This is a genomic window from Streptomyces sp. NPDC047108 (genome assembly GCF_040643575.1).
In the GTDB taxonomy this organism is placed as follows: domain Bacteria; phylum Actinomycetota; class Actinomycetes; order Streptomycetales; family Streptomycetaceae; genus Streptomyces.
Map to the genome: position 1 here is coordinate 761,477 of NZ_JBEYUP010000001.1, position 20,819 is coordinate 782,295.

Here is a 20,819-nt window from a genome sequence, read left to right on the forward strand (position 1 = left end):
GCGGGAAGGGGGCGTGGCGGGGTGTCCCCGCAGGGCGGCGAAACACCCCCGGGAGGCCGAACAACAACCTGCACGTTCGCCGCCCGAGGAGACACCCCGGCTCGCCCCCGACCCCACAACGCACGCGGCGCACCCCCAGGCGAAGCTCTGCGGGAGTCGTGCCAGGCGCCGTAGGCCCGAGGTGATCCGGAAGACACGGGCTACGACGCCGACTCCCGCAGCGGCAACCGGACTTCGAACGTCGCGCCGCCCCCCGGCGTCGGCAGGCAGCGCACCGTGCCGCCGTGCGCCGTGACGATCGCGGCGACGATCGACAGCCCCAGCCCGGTGCCGCCGCTGGCGCGGTCCCGTCCGTCGCCGACGCGGTGGAAGCGGTCGAAGATGCGCTCGGCCTCCTCCGGCGGCACGCCGGGCCCGGCGTCGGCGACCTCGACGACGGCCTGCCCCGCCGCCTCGTCCGTCCCGATGCGGAGGGCCACCGGCGTGCCCGAGGGCGTGTGCCGCAGGGCGTTGGACACCAGATTGGTCAGGACGCGGGCGAGCCGTACGTCGTCCCCGACGACCGTGGGCTGCGGGCCGTCGTCCTCGTCGCCCGGCGGCAGGTCGAGCCGGAGTGGACGGTCCGGTTCCGTCGCACGGGCGGTGGCGAGCGCGTCGACGGCCAGCGGTACGAGGTCGACCGGTTCGCTCGCCTGCGGGCGCTCCTGGTCGAGCCGCGCGAGCAGCAGCAGATCCTCCACGAGCAGCCGCATCCTCCGCCCCTCGGCCTCGATCCCGTCGAGCAGCGCGGTGATGTCCTGGGCTCCGGCGAACTCCTCGGCCCGGGGCGCTTCCTTCGCTCCGGCCGCGCCCTTCGCTCCGGCCCGGTCCTGCCCCGCTCCGGACGCGGCTCCGCTGCGGTGCAGTTCGACGAGACCGAGCACGGCGGCCAGCGGTGTCCGCAGCTCGTGCCCGGCGTCGGCGACGAAGCGGCGCAGCCGCTCCTGGGCCGCCGAACTCTCCGCGAACGACTGGTCGATGCGGCCCAGCATGGTGTTGAGCGTCGCCGACAGCCGCCCGATCTCAGTGGTCGGCGGTGCGCGTTCGGGGACGCGGCGGGACAGGTCGTCGCCGTCGATGATCGCCTCGGCCGTCGCCTCCACGTCCGCCAGGGGCTTCAGCCCGATCCGCACGACCGCGGAGCCGAGGAGCGCGAGGCCGGTCAGCACGACGGCGGTGACGATGATCTCGATGCGGATCAGGCGCCGGGTCGTGTCGTTGAGCGGGTTCAGATCGATGGCGGCGGCCACGGTCCCGCCGCCCGGCCGCTCCCGTACGAGGACGCGGTAGCGCTGGCCGTCGTCGGGATCCGACGTCCCCGTCGTGAACGGCTCGTCGACGGGGGTCGACCGGGCGGGGGGCAGCTCGGGCGGGGGAGCGGACTCGTCCGACGTACTGAACCGGAGCTGGGTCCTCCCCGAGGCGTCGCGGAACTCCACGACCGCGTGGGTGCCGACGGCCCCGGTCCGCACCAGCACGCTGCGCAGATCGTCCGGGATCCGGTTCACGCGCGGAGCCAGGACCTCCAGCAGCCCCAGCCGGTTCTGCAGGACGCGCGCCTGGTCGTCCGTGCGGTCCATCAGATAGCCGCGGAAGAGCTGGGTGCACACCACCTCGGCCGACACCAGACCGACCGCGCACAGCAGCAGCGCCCCGACGAGCAGCCGCGCCCGGATGGAACGGGCGGCGAGCCACGCGCGCACGCGGCGCGCGCCCCGCGCGAGACGCGTGCCGGACGCCAGGCCGGACGTCATGCCGGACGCCGCAGGCTGTAGCCGAAGCCCCGCAGCGTGTGGATCAACTGCGGCTCCACGGTGTCGATCTTGCGCCGCAGCAGGCTGATGTACGACTCGACGATCCGGGTGTCGCCCGCGAAGTCGTAGGCCCACACCTCGTCCAGGATCTGCGCCTTGCTGACCACGCGCCCGGCGTTGAGCAGCAGATACCGCAGCAGCTTGTACTCGGTGGGCGACAGCCGTACGGGCAGCCCGGCCCGCCGTACGTCGCAGGTCTCCTCGTCGAGTTCGAGGTCGGCGAACCGCAGCACCGGGTCGGCGGCCTCCTGCGGCTGCGGTCCGCGGGTGCGCCGCAGGACGGCGCGGATCCGCGCGACGACCTCGTCCAGGCTGAACGGCTTGGTCACGTAGTCGTCCCCGCCCGCGCCCAGACCGACGATCTTGTCGTGCGTCGTGTCCCGGGCGGTGAGGAAGACGACGGGCATGTGGAGCCCGCGGGCGCGCAGCGTGCGGGTCAGCTCGAAGCCGTTCAGGTCGGGCAGCATCACGTCCAGCACGATCAGATGCGGCCGCCGGCGCTGCGCCTCCTCCAGCGCCTCCTTGCCCGTACCGGCCGTCGTGACGTCGAAGCCGACATGGCGCAGGCTCGCGGCGAGCAGCCCGGCAATGGTCGCCTCGTCGTCGACGACGAGCAGCCGGGTCGGGCTCTCCTGGGACGGGGCGGTCGGTGCGGGCACGGCGGTCTTCCTCGTTCGGGGGGCAGGGCTTCTTCCTACGTGGTGCCGTACCGGCCGGGCAAAGGGTGAGCCCGGATTTTCAGGGTTCTTTCAGGTTGCTTGCACCCTGCCTGCGCACCGGCTTGCTGGGATCCCTCGCGTCGGACGCCATCGCGTGACGCACAGGAAGAGAACTCATCGATGATCAAGCTGACCTCGTTCAGCATGCGGAACCGCGCCCTGGTCGCGTTCGTCATGCTGGCGATCACCGGGGTGGGGCTGCTGGCCCTCCCTTCGCTGCGGCAGCAGATGATGCCGGACGTCTCCTTTCCGAAGGTCTCGGTCACGGCCTCCTACCCGGGCGCTTCGCCGCAGGTCGTCGAGGACCAGGTCGCGGTGGTGCTGGAGCAGGCCGTACGGGACGCGGACGGCGTCCTGTCGGTGACCACGACATCGCGGTCCGGATCCGCCTCGGTCGTCGCGGAGTTCGACTACGGCGTCTCGGCGGACGACAGCACCGCGACCCTGCGGGACGCCGTGAACGAGGTCGAGTCCCAGCTGCCCGACGGGGTGGAGACAGGGGTCGTGGCCGGGTCCACGGAGGACCTGCCCGCGGTCCAGCTCGCGGCCGCGCGAGGCGCCGGGGACGGAGGGAAGACCGACGGCAAGGGCGCCAAGGACGGCACGGGCCCGGAGGACGACAAGGGCTCGGAGGACGCCAAGGACGGCGACGCCAAGGACGGCGACGGCAAGGACGGCGAGGACGACGGGGAGGACGTGGACGGCGAGAAGGCGTTCGCCGACCGCCTCGACTCCGCCGTCGTACCGGAGCTGGAGTCCCTCGACGGTGTCCGCGAGGTGGAGGTCACCGGTGTCCGCGACGAGCGCGTGACCGTGACGCTCGACAGCGACGCCCTCGCCGACGCCGGGCTCACCCCGGCCGACGTCACCCAGTCCCTGCAGAACGCCGGGGCCGTCCTTCCCTCCGGGGCCCTCACCGAGGACGACACGAGCTACGCGGTGTCCGTCGACGGCGCACTGGGTTCGGTGAAGGACCTGCGCGCGCTGTACGTCACTCCGTCCGGCAGCGGGGCATCGACCGGCAACCCGTCCGGCGGCGCGAGCGGTTCGGGCGGCGCCTCTCCCTCCGGCGACCGGTCCGGCAGGCAGTCGGGCACGCCGTCCGGCGCGCGGAGCGGTGCCGCACCGGCCGCCGGGGCGGGGAAGTCCGCCGCTCCCGTGCGCCTGGAGGACGTCGCCACCGTCCGGCAGGATCTCGCCCCGTCCACCACCCTCACGCGTACCAACGGCGAACCCACTCTCGGCGTCGCCGTGACCCCGCAGCCCGACGCCGACACCGTCGGCATCTCCCACGCCGTACGCGACGCCCTGCCGGGACTGGAGAAGAAGCTCGGTGACGGCGCCGATCTGACCGTGGTCTTCGACCAGGCCCCGGCGGTCGAGAAGTCCATCGACGATCTGACCACCGAGGGCGGGCTCGGCCTCGCGTTCGCCGTCGTGGTGATCCTGGTCTTCCTGGTGTCCGTGCGGTCCACGCTCGTCACCGCGGTCTCCATACCGCTGTCCGTGCTCATCGCCCTGATCGCGCTGTGGGCCTGGGACTACACGCTCAACCTCCTCACCCTGGGCGCGCTCACCGTCGCAGTCGGCCGGGTGGTCGACGACTCGATCGTCGTCCTGGAGAACATCAAGCGGCACCTCGGCCTCACCCGGGACAAGGGCAGGGCCGTGATCGACGCGGTGCGCGAAGTCGCGGGCGCCGTCACGTCGTCCACGGTGACGACGGTCGCGGTGTTCCTGCCCATCGCGTTCGTCGGCGGCATCGTCGGCCAGCTCTTCGGCCCGTTCGCGATCACGGTGACGGTCGCCCTGCTCGCGTCCCTGCTCGTCTCGCTGACCGTGGTGCCGGTCCTCGCGTACTGGTTCCTCAAGGCCGAGCCGGAGCGCGACGCGAAGGGCGCGGGAAGGAGCGAGGACGACGAGGAGCACCGCACCACGGACCGGAAGACGCCGCTCCTCCAGCGCGCCTACCTCCCCCTCCTGGGCACCGCCCTCCGCTTCCGCGCCCTCACCCTGCTCGCCGCCGTCGCGATCCTCGGCGCCACGGTCGCCCTGGTGCCGCTGCTGAGCACCAACTTCCTGGGCAGCTCGGGCCAGAACACCTTCACCATCCGCCAGACGATGCCCCCGGGCAGCAGCCTGGAGAACACCAGCGACGCGGCGAAGAAGGTCGAGGCCGCGCTCGCCGACGTGGACGACGTCGACACTTACCAGCTGACCGTCGGCGGACAGGCGGGCGTCCAGCTCCGCGGCGGCGGCGCGGCCTCCGACGCCGGCTCCGCCACGTACAGCGTCACCGCGGACCCCGATGCCGACCAGGCCGCCGTCGAGCGCGAGTTGCGCGACGCCGTCGGGTCCGTGAAGGGCGCGGGCGAGATCGCCGTCGAGGCCACCGAGGCGGGCGGTCTGGGCGGTTCGAGCCTGGAGGTCCTGGTCCAGGCGCCCGACGACGCGACCCTGAGGAAGGCCACCGAGCAGGTACGCCGTACGGTCCGGGACACTCCGCACACCGAGGACGTCACCACGGACCTGACGGAGGACATGCCGCAGGTGACCGTCACCCCGGACGAGCGGGCGGCCGCCGAGAAGGGGATCGGCGCGGACCGGATCAACCAGGCGGTCACCCAGGCCCTGGACGGTACGCGTCTCGGCGACGTCACCCTCGGCGGCGAGAGCTCCGAACTCGTCGTCCGCACCGGCGACCCCACCCGCGCCGTCGACGCGCTGGACGACACGACCGTCTTCACCCCGCAGGGCCGGGTCCGCCTCGACTCGGTCGCGGACGTGAAGGTGACGCACGCCCCGGCGAGCGTCAAGCGGATCGACGGCGCCCGCGCGGCCACCGTCACCGCCCGGGCGACGACCGAGGACACCGGAGCCGTCAGCAAGGACCTGGAGCAGGCCCTCGACGCGCTCGAACTCCCCGGCGGTGCGACCTACTCGATGGGCGGCACCACCAGCCAGCAGGACGAGGCGTTCGGCGACATGGGGCTGGCACTGGGCGTCGCCGTCCTCCTGGTCTTCGTGATCATGGTGGCCACGTTCCGCAGCCTGCTGCAGCCGCTGATCCTCATGGTGTCCGTGCCGTTCGCGGCCACCGGTGCGCTCGGGCTGCTGGTCGCGACCGGCACACCGCTCGGACTGCCCGCGCTGATCGGCCTGTTGATGCTCGTCGGCATCGTCGTCACCAACGCGATCGTGCTCATCGACCTGGTCAACCAGAAGCGCGGGGCGGGCCTGTCCGCCCACCGCGCGATCACCGAGGGCGCGCGTCTGCGGCTGCGGCCGATCCTGATGACGGCCCTGGCCACCATCTGCGCACTGCTGCCGATGGCCTTCGGGCTGACCGGCGGCGGGGCGTTCATCTCCCAGCCCCTGGCGATCGTCGTGATCGGCGGCCTGGTGAGTTCCACGCTGCTGACACTGATCCTCGTCCCGGTCCTGTACTCCCTCGCCGACTCCGTACGGAACCGGACGCGCCGTCGCCGTCCGGTGTCCGGCACAGGGGACGGCGCGGAGGACGGGGCGGAGGACGGGGCGAAGGAGCCCGGTCGTACCGGAGCCGGTGAGACGCCGGTCGCCGTGCACTGATCCCGTCCGGAGGCCGGGGCGGACAGGCCGCTCGCCCACCGCCCGCCCCGGCGCCACCACTGTTCACCGCTACGACCCGAGGAGAGAGCTTCCATGGTTGCGTCCCCGACCAGCAGCACCACGGCCCGTCCCGGCCGCCCCGACCGGCCCCGTACGGTGCCCGGTCCCCCCGGTTTCGCCCGGCGCCATCGCCGCCTTCTGCACGTGCTCGCCGGTGTGCTGGCCGCCGTCGTCATCTTTCTGGCGGGCGTCGGCACCGCGGGCATCGTGATCGTCGGGCAGATGAAGTCGACGATGCGGTCCGTCCTGGCCGGGGGCGGCGGACTGCCCGGGGGATCGTCCGCAGGCTCCGGCGGCGCGGGTCCGTCCGCGCCGGGCACCGGTGACGAGGATCTGCAGGATTGGGCCAAGAAGCAGGGCCTGCCCGAGGGGCTGCCGGACCAGGCGCTCAAGCTGCTCAAGCAGCGGTACCCCGACGGCGTCCCGCCGGAGATCAAGGACCGGATCGAGGAACGCCTCGGCGGCTGAGGGGGTCCTCCCCGCGGGGCACGGCGCGAGTGCCTCTGCGTGGCGCAACGCGTCATGCCCCGCGGGTAGTCCGGGTCCAGAGATCCGGAGGAGTCGGATCAGCCCTTGGCCAGGGCCTCCAGCTCCTCCTGCGTGCCGTTGAACCAGTTCTGGTCACCGGGGAAGGTGCCCGAGTCCGAGTACTGCCAGAAGGTGTAGTCGGACCAGCCCGCCGGCAGCGTGCCGGGCGAGGCCGCGTAGCGCGCGATCCACAGGGGGTTGGTGGAGCCGAAGCTCGCGTCGTTACCCGTGCACTGCGTCCACCAGTCGGTGGTGGAGTAGATCGCCGGGTGGCGCCCGGTGAGTTCGTGGACGGTGTCGCTGAACTCCCGTATCCAGGCGACCATGTCGCTCTGGCTCCGCCCGTAGCAGACGTCGCCGCCGTTCGGGTTGTACTCGATGTCGAGCGCGGGCGGCAGGGTCCGCCCGTCGTCGGTCCACTTGCCGCCGTGGTCGACGAGGTTCCGCGCCTGCTCGGCGGCGCCGGAGGTGTCGGGGCGCCCGAAGTGGTACGCGCCGCGGATCATGCCCACGTCGTACGCGCCCTGGAACTGCTCGGTGAACGTGGGGCTCTGGAAGTCGGTGCCTTCCGTTGCCTTGACGTAGGCCCAGCGGGCGCCGCTGTCCCAGGCGCCCTGCCAGTCGACGGTGCCCTGGTGTCGGCTGACGTCCATGCCGGGCACCTGGTCGGCTCTCGCGTCGGCGCCGCGAGCGGGGGAGGACGCGGGGTCCGCGGCCGAGGCGGACACGGCGATCGGGGACAGCACGCACAGCAGCGCGGTGGCGGCGGTGAGGACGGCGGCGCGCAGGGTGGGGGGTCGGCGAAGCCGGGACACGGGCATGTGGGGGATGCCTCCGGGTGTCGGGGCCGGTGGGGCGGCCCGATGGGTGTGGGGATGTTCCCCCTCCCGCGGAGACGAAGTGCCCTCGCAGGAGGGGACATTGCACGCGTGGTTCGTTCGAACGGTCCGACCGTAGAGGCGCCGCTAACCGTTGGCCAGAGTCTGCAACTGCTCAAATGTGCCGTTGAACCGGTTGTGGTCGCCGACGATCGGCCCGGTGGAGGTGTACTGCCAGAAGGTCTGGTACGCCCAGCCGTTCGGCAGCGTGCCCGGCGTGGTGTTGTAGCGGGCGATCCACAGAGGGTTGGTGGCGCCGAAGGAGCCGGTGTTGCCCGTGCACTGCGTCCACCAGTCGGTCGTCGTGTAGATGACCGCGTCGCGCCCGGTCCGCGCCCGGTAGGTGTCGGTGAAGTCGCGGATCCAGCTCACCATCGCGGACCGGCTGAGCCCGTAGCAGGTGTCCCCGTACGGGTTGTACTCGATGTCGAGCACACCCGGCAGCGTCCTGCCGTCTGCCGACCAGCCGCCCCCGCGGTCGGCGAAGTAGCGGGCCTGTTCGGCGCCGCCGGAGTCGTTCGGTGTCGCGAAGTGGTAGGCGCCGCGGATCATCCCGATCCCGTACGAGCCGTTGTACTGCTGCCCGAAGGACGGGTTCTGGTAGTAGTTGCCCTCGGTCGCCTTGACGTAGGCGAAGCGGACGCCGCTGTTCCACAGAGCCGCCCATTCGACGGCACCCTGGTGGCCGCTGACGTCCACGCCTTCGACGCCCGCTGCGGCCGGCCCCGGCGCGGGGACCGGATCGGGGATGCCCGGTTCGTGGATCCGGACGGTCGATCCCATCCAGGTGCGCTCCGGGTGACGGCCGGGCGGCGAGGGGCGGTCGGCGGCGCCCGCGACGGAGGCCGTGCCGGGCAGGGCGATCAGCAGGGCGGACAGGGCGACGAACGCGGCGACGCACAGGCGGCGCAGGGAAGGGTGCACGGGCATACGTGCCTCCGATGGCCTCGAGCGGGGGAGGGTTGGTGTGGCCATGCCAGAAGTGGCATACCCGTCCTCCACTTCGCCGAAAGGGCCCCGGAGTGCTGCCGTTGGTCTACTCCTGCGAAATACTGGGCGAACTGCGGCAACGGCAGCCGCTGAAAGAAATCGGCCACGGGGAAAGGTGCGGAGACCGTGACAGGAGTGGACCGGGAGTTTCTGGCCCTCGAACGGGAATTGGCCGTCTTCCTGCGCCGCGCCCGCGCCTCCTCCGGCGAGATGGCCCGCGAGATCCACCCGGATCTCGAGCCCGCCGCCTACGGTCTCCTCGTCCGCCTGGAGGAGACCGGAGAACAGCGCGCCACCGCCCTCGCCGCCTACTTCGGCGTCGGAAAGGCGACGATGAGCCGCCAGCTCCGGGCGCTCGAAACCCTCGGCCTCATCACCCGGCGCCCTGACCCCGACGACGGCCGGGCCTCCCTCGTCGCCCTCACCGGTGAAGGACGGACCCGCTTCTCCGCCGTCCGCAACGCCCGCCGCGAGAGCTATGTGAAGAAGCTGGAGGGCTGGGACAGCGCGGAGATCGCCGAACTGGCGCGGCTGCTGCACCGGTTGAACAGCCTGCAGGGCGGCGCGGAGGACTGAGCGCGGGCGGCCGTTCCGCGCGTCCGGCGTGCGGGTCACCCACGGGGTGTCACCCGTCGGCCGTCAGCCGCGCGAGATCACCCGCTGTCGGCCGCCTTCGCGCAGTGCCCCTCCCGCGCCCATACGGTGACGCGGCCGCCCCTCACCTCCGTCCGGGAGCACACCGCGAAGTGCTCCCGGAGGACCGCCCGTTTGACGACCTCCCGCTCCACGGTGTCCAGCGCCGCACCCGCCGGGTCGCTCGCCGTGACGATCCGCCGCTCCGCCAGCATGCGCGCACGGATCTCCCGCGCCGGCAGCTCCGAGCCATGGAGGCTGTGCGACGCGACCGGCTCGCGGTCCAGCGCGATGTCCCGGACCTTCCCGTACCGCGGCGCGTACGACAGGCGCCACTCGCGTCGCCTGGACGGCATGAACAGGATCGCGTCCCCCGGCTCGGCCGACGCCTGCACGGCCAGGGCGACGCCCGTCACGTCGTCCTTGCGGCTTCCCGGCTCCCGCACCTTCAGGTGGGAGGGGATCAGGAGGGCCGACGCCCCCGCCACGACGAGGGCGACCGTCGCGTACCGGAGTCCGTCCGACGGCATGAGCTGCCGGAGGTGACCCGGCCGCAGCAGCCGGTCCAGGGCCGTGCCGGTGATCAGCGCGAAGCCGATGGCGGAGTAGAGCACATAGCGGTCGAGGTAGAGCGGCGTGACCAGGGAGGCGGTCATGAGGAGGGCCGCCGGGAGGGCGAGCAGGGGCATCGCCAGGGCCCACGGGCCGACCGGGCCCCTGCCCCGTACGGGCACACGGCAGAGTGCCGCCCAGGTCAGCACCGCCGCGTACCAGGTCCAGTGGCTCCACGAGGGGCGGCCCAGCCACGACAGTTGCTCCTGCTGTCCCGTACTCACCACGACCAGCGGGAGGACGCCCGCGGTCACGGCGCTCGCCGCGACCGTCCACGCCCTGCGGGTGCCACGCCCCACGCGGCGGCGGGAGATGTACAGCGTGGCGCCGTGCGCGAGCAGCGCCAGGATCGCGAACTCGTGCAGCAGGCACGCCACCCACGTCACCACCGCGTAGGCGGTCCACCCCGTGACGGACCGGCGCCCGCCGGGCGTGCCGACGGCCCGCAGGAACAGGCAGGTCGAGGTGGCGACGGCGGCACAGACGAGCGCGTAGGACCTGCCCTCCTGGGCGTACATCTGCACCGGGGGCAGGACGGCGAGGACGAGTCCCGCGAACACTCCGGCCCGCCGGCCCACAAGGTGCTGTCCCAGCCACGCGACGGCACCGGCCGCCGCTGCCATGGCCAGGAGGGACGGCAGACGGAGTGCGAGCAGCCCGCCGTCCCAGACCGCGAACCACCCGTGCATGAGGAGGTAGTAGAGGCCGTGGACCGCGTCGACGTTCCCCAGGGTCGCCCACAGCTCGGACAGGCCGCGATGGGCCATCTGGTACGTGACGGACTCGTCCCGCCACATCGTCCCCTCGCGCCGGATGCCCCACAGCCCGAGCGCCAGTGCCACGACGACCGGTAGGGCGACGATCCGCGCGCGCCGCACCAGCGGCACGTCACCGTACGGGGGTGAGCCACGGTCCGGGGGCCGCGTGCTGACCGCCGGGCCCGGCCGTTCCCGGACGGATGCGCTGCAGGTGTCCTGGGGCCGATCTGCGGAAGCGATGGTGTCCCCCGTCGTTCCGCCCGGTGCCGACGGGCGCCGGGAGGTGGTCGTGCGGTGGCGGTACGCCGGGATCCTCCTCCTGCCGCACGTCCGAGGACGCGCGACCCGCCGTCCGCGTCGACTCCGCCCGGAGACTTTCCCCCGCCCTGCCCTCTCCCCGCCTTCTCCCTCGAACGCCCCGCCTTCTCCCTCAGAGTTCGACGAAGACCGCCGCCTTGTCGTCGCGGGGCTTGCCGCGGCGGAAGGCCGTGCCGTCGGGGTCGGCCGCCTCCGCCGCCCGTACGCGGTCCAGCAGCGACCGGGTGCCGTCCTTGCGCAGCACGGCGAAGCAGTCCGTCCAGTCGCCCTCGTGGAAGATCTCCACCCACCGCGAGGCGCCGTCGGTCAGCGCGGCCAGGGCCCGTACGTCCGCGCGCGGGGTCGTGCCCGTGACCGCGCGCCGCGCCACGTCCGGGTCGGCGGCCGCGGTGAAGAAGCCGCCCTCGGTGTTCCGCAGGGGCGCGACGCGCCGGCCCGCGGCGCGCAGGCGGTCGATGCGGTCGTCGAGGACGGCGGTGACCTGGCCGTCCGTGCCCTCGATCAGCAGGGCGGAGTCGGAGAGGACGAGGTGTTCCACGCGCTCCGCGTCCCACCGTGCGGCGACCACTGTTGACTGCGGTGTCAGTAGGTGAGAAAGGTCACAAGTGGCCTGATGGGCCTCCGCGGTGCGCCGGACCGACTCGGCGAGGCAGCGTGCCAGCGTCATATCCCGTCGAGATCCGGACAGTTCGAGCATCGCCCCGCCGAGCCGCGCGGTGAACCACGGCACTCCGTGGACGCATCCCGTACCGCCATCGGGCGGTGTCACGCCGTCGAGGAGTACGAGCGCCCCGCCCTGTCCCGACGCTGGTAGGGCGACGGATACATAGTCCTCGTTGAGGCGTTGGGGATCACCCGGCTCGGTGCTGAGATCGACGCGCATGCGGTCAGTCTGCCGGACAGCGGGGTGATCGGCGGATGTCCGGCGGACGACGTCGGGCCGACCGTGGAGGCGTCCCTGACCTGCGGTCGAGGGGAAATGAGGGGGCGTCAACCGTGCCGGAATTACCCGGAATTGCCGACTCCGGTCCGCTGTGAGGGCGCATCCTGCCAGTCCCTCTGGGGTTTTCCAACCGTCTTCGCGGGGAACACAGCGGCGCCGCGAAGGCAAGAGTTGTTTGCCAACTCCGGAGTGATGTTCACTCGTTCAGGTGGCCAAGCGGATGAGGGCCGCCTCGCCCAAAGCGGTACTGGAATGGTCAGTTTCGTACCAAAGGGTGGGGGTGGGTGTTCGTCGGCGCTCCGCGACGCGCGGCCGGCACGAGTGAACTGTTGACACCTCGGCCATGGCAGACGAGAAAACAGATTGCGAGCACCGGTGCAGAAAAGGTGGCCTCGGGGCATCAAGCGTGGTTCGGCACAGCCCGCGGGCGGCGCCTCCGACGGCGCGTCTGCGCCACAGCGACGCAAGGCCCTGGTCCGCAACCGGCTGGTCGGCGCCGTCGCCGTGGTGGGCGTAGCGGTCCTGGCCGCGGGAGCCCCAGGCATCGCCGCCGCCTCGGGTGATCTGACCGAGTCCCAGCGGCTGGTGTCCCTGTCGGAGGTCAACTCGACTGCGGTCGTACTCGTCCACTCGCTGGCCGATGAACGCGACTCCATGACCGAATTCGTCGCTGCGGGGCGTACCACCGCTTCGGGTGCCGACGTCGTGTCCGAGGGCCGGCGGGCCCGCGTCGACCGCCAGATCGCCGAGATACGCCCCGACGCGCCCGCCGCGCTGCGCCGCGCCCTCTCCGGACTGCCGAAGATCCGTCAGGAGGCGATCTCCGGGCGGGGCAGCGCCACCAAGACCTTCCAGGCGTACACCGCAACTCTCGACGCGGTCCGCACCCTCGTCGCCGACCTCGCCCGGCGCGTCCCGCCGCGCGCCTCCGGTCCCGCCGAGGCCCTGCCCGTGCTCGGCCGCGCCGTCGACCACGCCTCCGCCACCCGCGGCCTCCTGCTCGCCGCGCTCTCCGGCAGCAGCAGTCGGGCGACACTCACCGCGGCGGCGCAACGCACGCACGTCCAGTCCGAGGCGGCACTCGCCGACTTCGGGCAGACGGCCCCCGAGTCCGCGGTCGAGCGGTACGCGAACACGGTCAACGGCACCGAGGTCAGCAGCGCCGACCGCTACCTGGCCCGGCTCACCGACCAGCCCCAGCTCTCCGCGTCCGACCTCCGGCTCGGCCGGGGACGCGTCGAGGCCGCGCTGTCCGGCCGCATCGACCGTATGCGCGCCGCCGAATCCGCGCTCACCCGCGCCGAGACCGAGCGCTTCGCGGCCCTGCGTGACGACGATGTCACCGTGCTGGAGCTGGAGATCGCGCTCGCCGCGGTCTGCCTGCTGCTGGCCGTCGGCATCAGCATCTCGGCCGCCCGCTCCATGACCCACCCGCTGGCCGTGCTGCGGCGCGGCGCCCGGCGCGTCGCGGAGAACCCGGCGGAGCAGGAGCCGGTCCGCTGGAACGGCCGCAACGACGAGTTCGCCGAGGTCGTCACGGCCGTCAACGAGCTGCACCAGAACGCCGTACGGATGCACGCGCGCGTGGAGCGGCTCGGCGAGGACCGGACCCGGCTCGTCGGTGAACGGCAGCGGCTGGTCGAGGAGCGCGACGGACTGCGGCGCCTGCACGAGGAACTCACCGAACGCCTCGAGGGCGTCCATGAGCGGGCCCAGGCCGGCCACGTCAGCCTCGCCGTGCGAACGCTCGGACTCGTCGAGCGTCAGCTCGGCATCATCGAGGGCCTGGAGGACCGCGAGGCGGACCCGGAGCGCCTCGACACGCTCTTCAAACTCGACCACCTCGCCACCCGCATGCGCCGCAACAGCGAGAACCTCCTCGTCCTCGCCGGTGCCGAGCACAGCGGCGGCCAGATCGGCGCGCCCGTACCGCTGCTGGACGTGCTGCGCGCCGCGGTCAGCGAGATCGAGCGCTACGACCGTGTGGCCATCCACTCCCTGCCGCCGCACGCGCAGGTCGCGGGCTTCGCGGCGGACGCGATCAGCCACCTGGTCGCCGAACTGCTCGAGAACGCCACGGCGTTCTCCCCGCCGGACGCCCAGGTCGAGCTGTCCGGATGGCTGATGCAGAACGGCGAGATCATGCTCTCCGTCCAGGACGAGGGCATCGGCGTCCCCGAGGAGCGGATCGAGGCGGTCAACGCCCGCCTGGCGGAGCCGGATCCGGCCTCCGGCGACGAGGACGACGGAGCACTGGGACTGGGCCTCTACGTCGTGGCACGGCTGGCGTCCCGGCACGGCGTACGTGTGCAGCTCCGGGCGCAGAAGTCCGGCGGAACCGCGGCCGTGGCCGTCCTGCCCAAGTCGATCCTGCCGACACGGCCCGCCCCCGCGGGCTCGGGCGGCGCCGGTGGGCCGGAGCGGCCGGCGGTCAGCCTGCCCGGCTCGATCGCCGAAGCCAACTCCAACACCCTGCCCGTGCGTACGCCGGCCCCGCGGAGCCCGCAGCAGCTGCCGGGTGCGAGCCCGGCCGAGGATCCGGTGGTGGCCGCGGCCGAACGGGCCATCGCGGCGGGCGAGTCGACGGCGGGTACGGATGCCGCGGCCGCGGGTGCTCCTGGCGCGGACGCCGAGCCCGCAGTCGCGGAGCCGCCCGCCACGCCGCCATCCGAAGTGACCGGGACGTTCCCGCTCCCCAAGCTCCCGGCCGAGCCGCCCGCGGACGAGCCGTCCCCGGCCGAGCCGCCCGCGGACGTGGCGCAGCCGGACGCCGGACAGCCGCCCGCCACCGACGGGACATCCGCCCCCGCGGAGCCCGTCACTCCCGCACCCGCGCAGGCCGGCGGGCCCGGGCCGTACGCCATCGGGCCCGACCAGCACACCCATGCCGAGGACGAAGCCGGTGCCTCCGCCGACCAGGCGACGCGCGATCTGCGCCAGCCTCCCTCGCCCGGCGGCCCCACCGCCCACGCCACGGGCGCTCTCACCGCACCCGGCGGACCGGACGAAACCGAGGAGCCGGCGGGTCACGGCGGGGAACCGCAGTGGGAGCGGGTCACCGACAAGGGCCTGCCCAAGCGCACTCCCAAGACCGTGGCGCCGACCGCGTCCGCGGCACAGGAGCGGACCGGCCCCGTCAACGCCGAGGAACTGCGGCGCAGGCTCGGCGGCTTCCAGCGAGGAGCGCGGGACGGCCACCGGGTCGCCGCGCAGGAGATCGCAGGACACGACTCACCGGACCACGGCACGGCCGCGCAGGCCACCCCCGCGCACGGCACGCCCGCCCGGAGCGCGACCCCCCACGCGACCACGGCAGAGGAAGAAGCACCGCAAGGCGCCGGAGAACGACGGACGGGGGCGCCGAACGAGGGTGGCACAGTCGAGGAGGCACGCGGTTGAACGCGTACACCCAGCCGAGCACGGACCGGGACAGCAGGATCGCGCCGGCGTACGGACTGAGCGCCCAGGCCCGTAACCTGGCCTGGCTGCTGAACAACCTCGTCGACGAAGTGCCCGGCGTCCGTTCGGTCGCCGTCGTCTCCTCCGACGGACTGCTCCTGCTCTCCTCGGACGCGGAGCCGGGTGAGGAGGCGAACCCCGGCGCCGACGCCCCCGCCGTCCCCGGGCAGAACGCCGGAGCCCCCCGGGGGCCCAGGGGTTCCTCCGCCGACCTCGCCACCATCGTCTCCGGACTCGCCGCCCTCACCATCGGCGCCGCCAAGCTGATGGACGGCGGATCCGTCAAGCAGACGATGGTGACGATGAACGAGGGCAGCGTCTTCGTCATGTCGATCAGCGACGGCTCGCTGCTCGGCGTGCACGCCATGCCGGACTGCGACATGAGCGTCGTCGCCTACCACATGGCCCTGTTCGTCGGCCGCGCCGGCCACGTTCTCACCCCCGAGCTCCGCAGTGAACTGCGCAAGTCCATGGAGAGGCACCAGTGACCTCCTCGCCCAAGCTGCCGCGTCGCGGCGCGGATCCGGCGCCCGGCAAACGGCCGGCGCGTGTCCGTCCGTACTCGCTGACCGGCGGTCGCACCCGCTTCGGCCACGTCCTGCTCGTCGAGACCTTCGTCGCCGCCCTCGACGGCCCCGAGGAGCGGCGCGAGTTGACCTCCGGCGGATGGGCCGAGCGCGTCATGCCGGAGATGCTCGCCATCGTCGAACTGTGCCGCCGGATGCGGACGGTGGCGGAGATCTCCGCGCTGCTGAGCATGCCGCTGGGCGTGGTCCGGGTGCTGCTCAGCGACCTGGCCGACCAGGGAATGATCCGCGTCTACGGCACCGGGCACGGCACCGGCCGCCCCGAACGCGCGCTGCTGGAAAGGGTGCTGGGTGGACTTCGCAGGCTCTGACCAGGCAGGCTCCGGGCCGGTCGGCGGAAGCGCGACCGACCGGGCCGGGGAGGACGGCGCCGTCGCGGCCGAGGACGGTCTGCAGAGCTGGCAGACGGACCGCAGCCGCGCACCGATAGCCACGAAGATCGTGGTGGCGGGCGGCTTCGGCGTCGGCAAGACGACGTTCGTCGGCTCGGTGTCGGAGATCGCGCCGCTGAGGACCGAGGCCCTGATGACCCGGGCCTCCGAGGACGTCGACGACACCGAGGCGACCCCGGACAAGACCACGACCACCGTCGCCATGGACTTCGGCCGGATCACGCTCGACTCCGACCTGGTCCTCTATCTCTTCGGTACGCCCGGCCAGCAGCGGTTCTGGTTCATGTGGGACGACCTGGTGCGCGGTGCGATCGGCGCGGTCGTCATGGCCGACACGCGCCGGCTGCCCGACTGCTTCCCCGTTCTGGACTACTTCGAGAGCTGCGGCCTGCCGTACGTCGTGGCGGTCAACCACTTCGAGGGGACCCCGGAGTACGCGGCCGAGGACGTACGGGACGCCCTCTCGGTCCCGGCCGAGGTCCCCGTCGTCGTGATGGACGCGCGCAAGCGGATCACCGTCGTCGAGTCGCTGCTGGCCCTGGTGGGCCACGCCCTTGACCTGACGCCCGAGTGACGTAGCCTCAGCCGCTGCCGCCCCCGATCTCCACGCGCCAACCGAGAGAGAAGACCCCTGTCATGCGGAAGATACTCGTCGTGGGGGCCGGCCAGTCCGGTCTCCAGCTCGCCCTCGGCCTGCAGTCCCACGGGTACGAGGTCACCCTGATGTCGAACCGGACGGCCGACGAGATCCGTGCCGGACGGGTCATGTCCACGCAGTGCATGTTCCACACCGCGCTCCAGCACGAGCGTGATCTGCAGATCAACTTCTGGGAGAGCCAGGCGCCGAACATCGAGGGCCTCGGCGTCTCCGTCGCGGGACCTGAGGCCCAGAGGGTGATCGACTGGGTCGGCAAGCTCGACGGCTACGCGCAGTCCGTCGACCAGCGTCTGAAGATGGCCGGCTGGATGGAGACCTTCGCGCAGCGCGGCGGCCAGGTCGTCATCCACGGCGCGGCCGTTTCCGATCTGGACTTCTTCGCCCGCCGGTACGACCTGGTGCTGGTCTCCGCGGGCAAGGGCGAGCTGGTGTCGATGTTCGGCCGGGACGCCTCCCGTTCGCCGTACGATGCCCCGCAGCGCGCGCTCGCCGTCTCCTATGTGCACGGCCTCGGCCCGCGCCCCGAGCACCCCGACTTCGACGCCGTCCGCTGCAACCTCGTGCCCGGCGTGGGCGAGCTGTTCATCATGCCGACGCTGACCAACACCGGTCGCGCGGACATCCTCTTCTGGGAGGGCATCCCCGGCGGTCCGCTGGACGTCTTCCAGAGCGTCAAGGACCCCAACGAGCACCTCGCGCTGACCCTGGAGCTGATGGAGCGCTTCACGCCCTGGGAGTACGCGCGCGCCACCAAGGTCGAACTCACCGACGTGAACGGCACGCTGGCCGGCCGCTACGCCCCGACCGTGCGCAACCCGATCGGGACGCTGCCGGGCGGCGGGCTCGTGCTCGGCGTCGCCGACGTGGTGGTGGCCAACGACCCGATCACGGGCCAGGGCTCGAACTCCGCGTCCAAGTGCGCCGCCTCCTACCTCGCCTCGATCCTGGAGCAGGGCGACCGGCCGTTCGACGAGGCGTGGATGCGGGCCACGTTCGACCGCTACTGGGAGACCGCGCAGCACGTCACCAAGTGGACGAACGCGATGCTGGCGCCCCCGCCGGAGCACGTGCTGAACCTCATCGGCGCCGCGGGCGGGCTGCAGCCGGTCGCCGACCGCTTCGCCAACGGCTTCAACGACCCGGCGGACTTCGAGAACTTCTTCTTCGAGCCGGAGAAGGCCGAGGCGTACCTCGGCGAGGTCGCGGCCGCCCAAGGGGCCGGCGCCTGACCCTGCTTCCGTCATCGCCGCCCGCCCCGCCGTGCCGTACGCGGGGCGGGCGGCGGCGCGTTCAGCGCCGTGACGGCCGGGACGCGCCGTGGCCCCTCATGCCGGGGCGGCCCCTCACGCCGGGACGGCCCCTCATGCCGGGGCGGTCTCGGAGCCGTAACCGGTGTCGTTGCCCGACTTCGAGCCCTTCGGCAGTTTCGGCCGCGCGTACCGCTGCAATGACTTGGACCCCTCGTCGGGGCGTACGGCGCCGAGGATCGGATTCGCCGCGATCGGCGATACCTTGACCACGCCGCCGGGGCGGGGCGCCTGCACGACCATGCCGTTGCCGACGTAGAGCGCGACGTGCGTGGCGCCCTCGTAGTAGATGACCAGGTCGCCCGGGCGCAGCTCCTTGACCGGCACGCGCGGCAGGTTCCGCCACTGGAGCTGGCTCGTCCGCGGGATCTTCCTCCCGGCGTGCGCCCACGCCTGGGAGGTGAGCCCGGAGCAGTCGAAGGAGGCCGGGCCCTCCGCGCCCCACTCGTACGGCTTGCCGAGCTGGCTGAAGGCGTACGCGATCGCGAGCGCGCCCGCGCGGGACGGCTTGCGCGTCCCGCGTACGGCCTTCAGCCCGGAGGACCCCATGAAGGCGCGCTGCGCGGTGGCGACGAGGGACTGCTCGAGCTGTCCCACCTGCGTGAGCTGCTGCGGGGACAGTGACGCGAGCGCGCGCTCGACATCGGAGAGGCGCCGCTGCGCGGTGGCGCGCAGGGTCAGCCGCTTCTTCGCGAGCGTCTGCTGCTTGTCGAGGGCGGTACGGGCCCGGGTGGTCACGCCGTCGAGCCGGCGCTCGGTCCCGGCCAGCCGGATCACGGCGTGGTTCCGCTCGTTCGCGGCCCGCTGGAGCATGTGGCCCTGGTCGAGCGCGCCGCGCAGGCTGCGGCTCATCAGCAGCTGCAGATAGGGGGAGACGGCACCGGCGGAATTCTGGTACTGCTGCCGGGCCAGCCGTCCCGCGTCGTTGCGGCCTGCGGCTAGCTGCCCTCGCGCCTGCGCGAGCTGGGTGCCCAGGCGCCGGACCTGCTGGTGCTGCCGCCGGAGGTCCTCGTCGGCCGACTTGTACGCCTCGCCGGCCTCCTCCGCGCGCTGGTACAACGACTGAAGCTGCGTCAGCAGATCGCGCACCGACCGGTCGGCGGGGTCCGCGACGACGGCGGGTGCGGGGGGCACGGCCACCGCCAGCGCCGTACCCGCGGCCACCGCCGCCGTGCGGACCGACCCTACGAACCGTCTGGACACCGACTCACCTCCGTTGATGGGGGTGCGCGTGAGTGCTCGCCTTCGCGCGCGTGACGATCTTCGGAGTCGGTCGTATTGTCGGCAAACCGGACTGCGCGGAACCGACCAAGGAAGTCACTCGCAGGGTGCCGGGACGCCGGGGCCCCGGCGGTGCTCCCACGCGTACGGGAGGGTCCGTGCTATGGCCACCCGAGCGGCCGTCCGCCCTCCCGGGGATCTGCGGGCCCGTGTCGCGGGGGCGCTTCGCCGGGTACGCGGGTCGTGGAGAGCCGCCGCGCGGCGGACCGCCGAGCCCGGCGGGACCTGCCAGTGGTCCACACCACTTCACCACGGGCGGCCCCGTGTGCGCGCGTCGGCGCGGGGGTGATCCGGACTCTCCGTGACGCCGCGGGCACGGAGGGCCCTGGCCCCGGCCGGGAGGCGGGGGGAACTTTCCGCTCAACTCGAGCCGGAACAGTCCCACTTGCCGAATGCTTCCAATTGGGGTCTGGTTTGTGTAATGGGGTCCGGCTTTCTGGGCACGCTTCTCCTTCGATGGCATGAGTCGGCAAAGGGACGGAGGGTGACTGCATGGATGACATCGGCGTACGCGCCACCGTGCCGTCCACCCTGGCCGTCCTGGACATCAGCTCCGAAACGCCCGCCCGGGCCCGCCGAATTGCCGACCGCTTCATGCGCGGCCTCATTCCGCCCCCCGCTCCCGAGACCGCGTCCGCGGTCGAACTGGTCATCTCCGAACTGATCACCAACGCCGTCCGGCATGCGGGTGGGACCTCGTGTTCGATAACGCTGTCCGTGCGGCCCGAGGGCATCGAGGTGGCCGTCACCGACGACAGCCCCGTCCCTCCCAGTGAGCGCGTCCCCGACTTCTCGGGCGCCAAGGGAGGATTCGGCTGGCGCATGGTCTGCCGCCTCGCCCGCTCGGTCACCGTGGACGCCGGAGCGCAGGGCAAGACCATCCGCGTCCTCATGGCCCGCTGAGCCGCCAGGTCCCTCTCCCCTCTTCCGCCGGTCCGTGCCTTCCGCATGGACCGCCGCGGCGTGAGGACCTGTTCGCCGATGCGGACTCCGCACCGTCTCCGTCCTTGTCCTGCCGGGGACTTCCGCATTTCCGGAACCGCCCGTGCGTGATGTGCTGCTCCCTTTTCTCCCTCGAATGGCGCACGTTTATGGGTTGGGGCCCCGGGCATTCGACTCACTATCAGGCCGTCGATCATGAAGGGAGTTCCGTGGCGTGGCCATGAAGGAAGTCCGGATGAGCGCTGGAAGAGACGGACACCGGGATCGAGCAAGCCGCCGGCCATAACCGGCCGGAGAAATCCATCGGGTT

The 20,819-nt window shown here is 72.5% G+C and carries 16 protein-coding genes; 9 read left to right on the top strand and 7 right to left on the bottom strand.

Going from position 1 to position 20,819, the window contains the following annotated elements:
- Positions 1-200: 200 nt before the first annotated feature.
- A complete protein-coding gene (locus ABZ822_RS03335) occupies positions 201-1,793 on the bottom strand; it encodes a HAMP domain-containing sensor histidine kinase (protein ID WP_360846209.1) in 1,593 nt (530 codons plus the stop codon).
- Positions 1,790-2,512 (bottom strand): response regulator transcription factor, encoded by a 723-nt coding sequence (locus tag ABZ822_RS03340; protein ID WP_360846211.1) that lies wholly within the window; start codon positions 2,510-2,512, stop codon positions 1,790-1,792. The genes ABZ822_RS03335 and ABZ822_RS03340 overlap by 4 nt, the downstream gene beginning before the upstream one ends.
- A 180-nt stretch (positions 2,513-2,692) precedes the next feature.
- Here ABZ822_RS03340 and ABZ822_RS03345 point away from each other — a divergent pair, with 180 nt between their 5' ends.
- Both ABZ822_RS03345 and ABZ822_RS03350 read left to right on the top strand, forming a co-directional pair.
- Positions 2,693-6,163: an efflux RND transporter permease subunit gene (locus tag ABZ822_RS03345; RefSeq protein WP_360846213.1), complete on the top strand. Its 3,471-nt coding sequence runs from the start codon at positions 2,693-2,695 to the stop codon at positions 6,161-6,163.
- Positions 6,164-6,256: 93 nt separating this feature from the next.
- Complete coding sequence (locus tag ABZ822_RS03350) at positions 6,257-6,691, top strand: hypothetical protein (protein ID WP_360846215.1); 435 nt, start codon at positions 6,257-6,259, stop codon at positions 6,689-6,691.
- Between the two features lie 98 nt (positions 6,692-6,789).
- On the opposite strand, the gene ABZ822_RS03355 is transcribed toward ABZ822_RS03350, so the two are convergent.
- Positions 6,790-7,572, bottom strand: coding sequence for a lysozyme (locus ABZ822_RS03355; RefSeq protein WP_360846217.1), 783 nt, complete (start codon positions 7,570-7,572; stop codon positions 6,790-6,792).
- Between the two features lie 144 nt (positions 7,573-7,716).
- Entirely contained in the window at positions 7,717-8,559 is an 843-nt protein-coding gene (locus tag ABZ822_RS03360; protein ID WP_360846219.1) for a lysozyme, read from the bottom strand.
- Positions 8,560-8,754: 195 nt separating this feature from the next.
- Between ABZ822_RS03360 and ABZ822_RS03365 the strand changes: the two genes are divergently transcribed.
- Positions 8,755-9,195: a MarR family transcriptional regulator gene (locus ABZ822_RS03365; protein ID WP_360847008.1), complete on the top strand. Its 441-nt coding sequence runs from the start codon at positions 8,755-8,757 to the stop codon at positions 9,193-9,195.
- Positions 9,196-9,272: 77 nt separating this feature from the next.
- On the opposite strand, the gene ABZ822_RS03370 is transcribed toward ABZ822_RS03365, so the two are convergent.
- Together ABZ822_RS03370 and ABZ822_RS03375 are read right to left on the bottom strand one after the other, a co-directional pair.
- Entirely contained in the window at positions 9,273-10,751 is a 1,479-nt protein-coding gene (locus tag ABZ822_RS03370; RefSeq protein ID WP_360846221.1) for a glycosyltransferase family 39 protein, read from the bottom strand.
- 301 nt (positions 10,752-11,052) lie between these two features.
- The gene (locus ABZ822_RS03375) at positions 11,053-11,823 is read right to left on the bottom strand and encodes a hypothetical protein (RefSeq protein WP_360846223.1); all 771 of its coding nucleotides are present in this window, start codon (positions 11,821-11,823) and stop codon (positions 11,053-11,055) included.
- Positions 11,824-12,258: 435 nt separating this feature from the next.
- Here ABZ822_RS03375 and ABZ822_RS03380 point away from each other — a divergent pair, with 435 nt between their 5' ends.
- The 5 genes from ABZ822_RS03380 (at position 12,259) to ABZ822_RS03400 (ending at position 18,208) form a co-directional block, all read left to right on the top strand.
- Positions 12,259-15,282, top strand: a complete 3,024-nt coding sequence (locus ABZ822_RS03380; protein ID WP_360846225.1) for a nitrate- and nitrite sensing domain-containing protein — start codon at positions 12,259-12,261, stop codon at positions 15,280-15,282.
- Positions 15,279-15,830, top strand: a complete 552-nt coding sequence (locus ABZ822_RS03385) for a roadblock/LC7 domain-containing protein (RefSeq protein WP_360846227.1) — start codon at positions 15,279-15,281, stop codon at positions 15,828-15,830. Before ABZ822_RS03380 ends, ABZ822_RS03385 begins: the two co-directional genes overlap by 4 nt.
- Positions 15,827-16,240 carry a DUF742 domain-containing protein gene (locus tag ABZ822_RS03390; RefSeq protein ID WP_360846229.1) on the top strand — a complete coding sequence of 138 codons (414 nt, stop codon included), beginning with the start codon at positions 15,827-15,829 and terminating at the stop codon, positions 16,238-16,240. The genes ABZ822_RS03385 and ABZ822_RS03390 overlap by 4 nt, the downstream gene beginning before the upstream one ends.
- Positions 16,241-16,319: 79 nt before the next feature.
- Positions 16,320-16,895: an ATP/GTP-binding protein gene (locus tag ABZ822_RS03395; protein WP_360847011.1), complete on the top strand. Its 576-nt coding sequence runs from the start codon at positions 16,320-16,322 to the stop codon at positions 16,893-16,895.
- A gap of 62 nt (positions 16,896-16,957) precedes the next feature.
- Positions 16,958-18,208: a styrene monooxygenase/indole monooxygenase family protein gene (locus ABZ822_RS03400; RefSeq protein ID WP_360846231.1), complete on the top strand. Its 1,251-nt coding sequence runs from the start codon at positions 16,958-16,960 to the stop codon at positions 18,206-18,208.
- Between the two features lie 132 nt (positions 18,209-18,340).
- On the opposite strand, the gene ABZ822_RS03405 is transcribed toward ABZ822_RS03400, so the two are convergent.
- Complete coding sequence (locus ABZ822_RS03405) at positions 18,341-19,489, bottom strand: NlpC/P60 family protein (protein WP_360846233.1); 1,149 nt, start codon at positions 19,487-19,489, stop codon at positions 18,341-18,343.
- 570 nt (positions 19,490-20,059) lie between these two features.
- Here ABZ822_RS03405 and ABZ822_RS03410 point away from each other — a divergent pair.
- The gene (locus tag ABZ822_RS03410) at positions 20,060-20,470 is read left to right on the top strand and encodes an ATP-binding protein (RefSeq protein WP_360846235.1); all 411 of its coding nucleotides are present in this window, start codon (positions 20,060-20,062) and stop codon (positions 20,468-20,470) included.
- The last annotated feature ends 349 nt before the right edge of the window (positions 20,471-20,819 follow it).

What these genes read in the sequence shown, in the direction of transcription:
- ABZ822_RS03335 (WP_360846209.1), bottom strand. Translation starts at nt 1,793, where the DNA reads ATGACGTCCGGCCTGGCGTCCGGCACGCGTCTCGCGCGGGGCGCGCGC.
- ABZ822_RS03345 (WP_360846213.1), top strand. Translation starts at nt 2,693, where the DNA reads ATGATCAAGCTGACCTCGTTCAGCATGCGGAACCGCGCCCTGGTCGCG.
- ABZ822_RS03350 (WP_360846215.1), top strand. Translation starts at nt 6,257, where the DNA reads ATGGTTGCGTCCCCGACCAGCAGCACCACGGCCCGTCCCGGCCGCCCC.
- ABZ822_RS03355 (WP_360846217.1), bottom strand. Translation starts at nt 7,572, where the DNA reads ATGCCCGTGTCCCGGCTTCGCCGACCCCCCACCCTGCGCGCCGCCGTC.
- ABZ822_RS03360 (WP_360846219.1), bottom strand. Translation starts at nt 8,559, where the DNA reads ATGCCCGTGCACCCTTCCCTGCGCCGCCTGTGCGTCGCCGCGTTCGTC.
- ABZ822_RS03375 (WP_360846223.1), bottom strand. Translation starts at nt 11,823, where the DNA reads ATGCGCGTCGATCTCAGCACCGAGCCGGGTGATCCCCAACGCCTCAAC.
- ABZ822_RS03400 (WP_360846231.1), top strand. Translation starts at nt 16,958, where the DNA reads ATGCGGAAGATACTCGTCGTGGGGGCCGGCCAGTCCGGTCTCCAGCTC.
- ABZ822_RS03410 (WP_360846235.1), top strand. Translation starts at nt 20,060, where the DNA reads ATGGATGACATCGGCGTACGCGCCACCGTGCCGTCCACCCTGGCCGTC.